Origin of the sequence: Paenibacillus germinis (genome assembly GCF_013141785.1) — a bacterium.
GTDB lineage: Bacteria > Bacillota > Bacilli > Paenibacillales > NBRC-103111 > Paenibacillus_E > Paenibacillus_E phytorum.
On record NZ_WHOC01000114.1, the window covers coordinates 1 to 5,408 of the forward strand.

Here is a 5,408-nt window from a genome sequence, read left to right on the forward strand (position 1 = left end):
GCCATGTCGCTGGAGGTAACAATAAGCGAATGCTGCCCAAGCGGCAACTTATAGAGCGGGATCGCCGTTCCGATTTGGTAAGAATACGTATCCAGCGTCACCGTCGTCTTGCTGCTGTCCAGACCCGACAAGTTATCCGTCAATGCAATCTGAGGCGTCAAATCAACGGAATCTTCATAAAAGCTGTTATCTCCCGGTACGGTCACCTCCACCTCAGGAGCTTTCTTATCAATACTAACGGATACCTTATGTGCCTGTTCCACGTTGCCTGCCTTGTCTACACTCCAATATACAAGCTTATGAACTCCTTCTTCTGACAATACGACGGAAGTTCCCGTTTGCTCAGCGCCATCGTCTACCGTGTAGTTGGTATTGGCTACACCCAATCCGTTATCGCTTGCGCTTAAGGTTATCGTGGTGTCTTGATTGACCCAGCCGCTTGGAGCATTGTCCGTTGTCGTTGGCGGTTGTTGATCAACTCCAGCATTCATCAATTGCTTTACTTGGTCCTGAGTCAACACGCCGCTATATATGCGAACGTCATCCAGCAGCCCATTGTAAGCTTCTCCGCCGGTTTCAGAGGCCCCCAGCACGATTTTATTCGTTACAATCGGAAGCGGTCCGAGATTCGTTGCGTCGCTTGCCACTAAGTTACCGTCGACATAGATCTTCAGCCCGAGTGCATGATCGTAGGCAGCCACATAATGATGCCAATTGTTATCGTTGTAGTTCCATGGAAAATACAACGCTTTATAACTGGATGAACCATTGGGCCAATAGGCCACGCGAGCCTGATCCACTGCCACCTGAAGGGCCGTGAAACGATTACTGTGACGGAAAATGCTCGTGAGGGCTTTTGGTTGAGAAGTCTTGAACCATAACGACACGGACTCGTCACCCGTTTGAATCAAAGTTGCCGAAGCGTTGAACTCGGCCCTTGAGCCGCCGCTGAAAGCAAACGCTCCGCCGATCTTGCCCGAATCGGTCCAAGTCGGGTTGTTAACCAGAGCTCCGGTGTTGCCGTTGCCTGAAGAATCGCCGACGGTCGTACCGGAGCCTTCATCGAACTTCCAGTGGGCTACTAGTTTGGCAGGCATTTCAGGCAAGACTGTCACGCTGATGTTCGTTGTCAACGCAACATTATTCGGATTTAACACACCGTGGGGCAGTGTTACAGTTCCACTTACAGTGAAGATCTGCTGTGTCTTCAGCAACGGATCATACGATGATGCCCCTACATCCCATACCACATTGGCATCTTCGTTTCCTGCATCAGTAACCAGTTGTACTGTTGATGGCAATCCAAAGGCTCCCGCTGTTTTGTCTGTACCATTCCTCAATCCTGTAATGGCTGCTGGCTCTGAGATGCTCCTGAGAGTCTGAGGCATTGCAGGCGCGACAATTTTCATTTCCGACAAACCGACATTTGGCCCGCTTCCACCGGATACCTGGAATTTGACCCATGTCACCGTCTTGTCAGGGAAAGTTACCGAATAAGCGCTCCCGTTATTCGGGATTCCTGAAACCGTCAAAGTGCTTCCATCGCTGAAGGTAAGCGTTCCGCCGGGCGCCCAGTCCCCTGTGTTGGGCCGATCATAGAAGATAATCTTGTTGAACGTTTGATTCGTCGTCCAATTCACCTGGATCCATGGGTTCTGTTCTCCCTTGGACGCCCATTCGCTACTCACTGTGATGCCATCGAACGCTTTGTTTGGAGTAAAATCGGCACTGTAATACGTTGAAGCGGTAACCGTGGCGTTCCACGCCGGGATCTTATTAACAGTTACTCTAATGCTTGTTGTCAAAGGCACGTTATTGGGATTTAGCACCCCAGGTGGCAAAGTTACAGTTCCATTTACAGTGAAGGTCTGTATAGTCTTTACAGTGGGATCATAGTTGGAAGCATCTACACTCCATGTCACATTGGCATCCACCCCACCTGCATCGGTAACCATGGATACTGTCTTTGGCAATCCAAGGGCGTCCGCTGTTTTTGCCGTTCCGATTGCGTTCTCTGTGTCAGTAGGCGCTGTTATGCTGTTAAGAAGCTGCGGCGGCAATGCCAACAACTCAAACGAACGAAAGACAATTTTTCCGGAATTAAGTCTCAACCTTACCGTATGGGGGCCTTCGGTTAAAGCTACGGTATCTGAAGCTATTTTACTAGGCTCCCAGGCACCGGAACTCGGCAAAAGTGTTGACTTCTGAAGAACATCATCAACAATAAAATCAAATCCAGCATTACCACCGTCATATCTACCATATAAGTAATTTACACGGTAAATTCCGGCACTCATTACATTCACTGAGTAGTCCATCCAAACGCCTGGCGTTATATAATTTACATCCAGTCCTCCTTGAACTTGCGGCTGGTCATGCTTTGCTATATAGTTCGGAGCTGCTATCTTTCCAGGCACTGAAACTGTACCGACCTTTAAAGTATATATATCTACAGTAAAAGTAGCAGTCCTCCCCCCCACAGTAACCGTTAACGTCTGGCCCGTTTCTGGAGCTGTGTTCTTAAAGCCTGTTACGTTGTCTGCATTTACGTTCACATTCCCTGTAGAACCGTCGCTGTAGGTGCCAACAACGGTCAAGCCGCTAACTTTAAAACTCTCACCTATCGCATAACTCCGCTGTGTTGGCAGATTGGTAATTGTGATGCTTTCCAACTTAGCGTCAGAAGTTTCATTGGCAATCGCCTTTATCTGATCGGTAGACAAAGCTTGATTGTAGACCCTAACAGAATCTATACGTCCATTGAAGCCCTGTTTGCCCCTGCTGTCTGCACCTATAAACGTTCCCGTTGTAGGTGTGGCAGGCGTTGTTGTATTATTGGTTATTACCAGCGCGCTGCTGCCATTAATAGCAAGTTCCCAGGTGCCGCTTCTTCTTACCGCCGAGATATTGGTCCATTGTCCCGCCGTCAAAGCAGTCTGCGTTCCAAGAATCGTCTGACCGTTGATCACGATGGACACCTTATCCCCTTGGTCATGATCCAGTGCTATTGAATAACCATTGGTAAGGCCGTCGCCATTGGACAACATCATCTGAGAGCCTGAAGTTGCACCATTCCACTTCACCCATGCTGTCAGGGTTACATCGTCAGTTTTTGTCGCTATAAGACCTGCACTTGCATAATTATCGTCAGCACCGTCGAGGCTGAGTGAAGCTGAACCTTCCATTTTATTTGCCGTATCATAGGCAGCACTTCCATGCAAGGTTGCATTGAACCCATTCGGGATACTGTCGTTGCCATTGCTGTTGAATCCCCACATCGTGCTGTAATTGGCGGGTTCGATAATTTGTAATTTATCCAGGTTCATTTCTGCTGCATTGTTATCGCTTTTTATGGCTATCTTGTTATACGTACCCGGCTTCAGTTCAACAGCTACATCCAAATCGCTATATGAACCCGTTCCTCCGGTAGTCGGAGCGCTAAGCGTCTGTACCTTGGTTCCATTTACATATACCCCCATCGAAGCATTGGCAGCAGCGGCAGCATAACTTATTTTCAATATTTTTTGGCCGCCTGATGCGCCTCCGTCAACCCTGAGCATCTCAAGATAGCCTCTTCCATCCTTCATATTTACAACCTTGCCGCCAGACCCATTTACATCATCGGCATTGGTTGCGTAAGAGAATGAACCATCTTCGGCTTCGTATACGCCGGTTGTATTCGGTCTCAATTGTATCGTTCCATTCCAAATCGTTGTTTTAGAATTGAGGTCTCTGCCCCTCATTTGCACCTTGTCGTTATACACATCTACGATTAAACCCTGATTGTTTATAACAGCTCCATCTCTTACTGCTGAGAATTCCTCACTATATAAATTACCTTGCAATTTAATATCATCATGGAGATGCCCTGTAATAAAAACACTTTGCGGGTATTTCTTCAGAACATCCTGCAATTTATACATCTGCGGACCAGAACTTCCATAATTATCAGAATATGATTTAGATACAGTTTGGTATATTGGCTGATGCATGAATAGAAAAATCGGCTTGCTTGGGTCGGCATTTGAAGCAAGCGTGCTATCCAACCAACTGATCGTCTCGTCATTTAATTCTTGCGGTTTGTAATCAGGACCTAAAAAAATGAAATGATAACCATTGATCCACTTATCGTAGTTTAAACTCGGCGCTCCTGTCTTAGTTAAAAATCTGTTCTTGGATATCTGGAAATCGTTTTCATAGTCATACTCGTGGTTGCCAATTGCATAATAAACAGGAGCATGAGGTTTTGAATTCATCATATTCATGACAATGTCATATTCACCATCTGTTTCATTATTGGTGATATCCCCGGCTACAGCTATCGCACTGACATTGTTAGCAACAGAGTCATCCAACGCCTTGGAAAGATTCGCTGTACTGTTATGAATGTCAGATATGGACATAAAGCTGAAGATAGGAGCTTCCGTAGGGTTTACTGCCTCAGCTGCGGAGCTTTTTTCTGACTGAAATAGCAAATCGACGAGACCAGTACTGCCTGCTAGGGCTACAACGATCAGAGACATTGATAGAAATGACTTTTGGATCCTATTAACCAATTGCATGAATTTAACCTCCTGTTATTCTTACAAACATTTGATGATCGCACTACTTAGCCCGTTAATGTCAAGTCTTTTCCATGAGATCCTGTTTCGCATTTCATAACCCGAATATTACCATTTAAAATTCTTCTACCAACACCATTCCTCCCTTATTGATCAAAGATTATGAAAAGGATACGAGTAAACCATATCCGATGCACCTGATTTGTAGGAATCTTCTGCTACAACGAGTTACACGCTGATAAGCAATGCTAATGATTTAATCTTAAATTTGCAGTTGTACATTGAGTATCCTAAAAATAAATATTTTTATCCCGAAAAGTGAACATTTACAATATCCCTAAAAAGCAATATGGGAATACTTTACAATTATCCTCCTCAAGACAATAAGAAAACAGGTTAATATGTGAAGGAAAGCGGTAAGGCTGTCGAGGAGGTATTCTTGCGTAGAAAAATAAGGGCAACTACGTTTTGGGGTTGGCTGAACGAATTCGGTAGTGAGCAAAACCGACTCGATCGTCTAAATCTATCAAATCTTTGCAGATAACCAGTTTAGATCGCTCTTTTACATATCGGCGACAGAAGGGGGAGATAAGCTCTCCCCCCATTTCATTGCCGATCAATCCTCAATTACGCTAATACGATCAATTCAACTTTTCATTCAACAATATTCCTTGGTATTTTACTTAAACATCGCTAAAGCTACGATTGCAAGGTCTTCAAGGCCAACCTTGCCGTCTTTATTTACATCCGCTAACTCATTCCAACCCGACTGACCTTGTTGTTTGCCATAAGCTGCTGCAACAATAGCCAAGTCTCCAATTGAGACACCGCCTCCCCTGATATCTG

The 5,408-nt window shown here is 45.4% G+C and carries 2 protein-coding genes; both read right to left on the bottom strand.

Annotation, left to right across the window (positions count from 1 at the left end):
* The coding region (locus tag GC102_RS22020) for a LamG-like jellyroll fold domain-containing protein (protein WP_171691401.1) at positions 1 to 4,562 on the bottom strand (4,562 nt) is incomplete at its 3' end.
* 679 nt (positions 4,563 to 5,241) lie between these two features.
* On the bottom strand, positions 5,242 to 5,403 hold the full coding sequence (locus tag GC102_RS40670) for a dockerin type I domain-containing protein (RefSeq protein WP_376769401.1): 162 nt from the start codon (positions 5,401 to 5,403) through the stop codon (positions 5,242 to 5,244).
* Between the last annotated feature and the right edge of the window lie 5 nt (positions 5,404 to 5,408).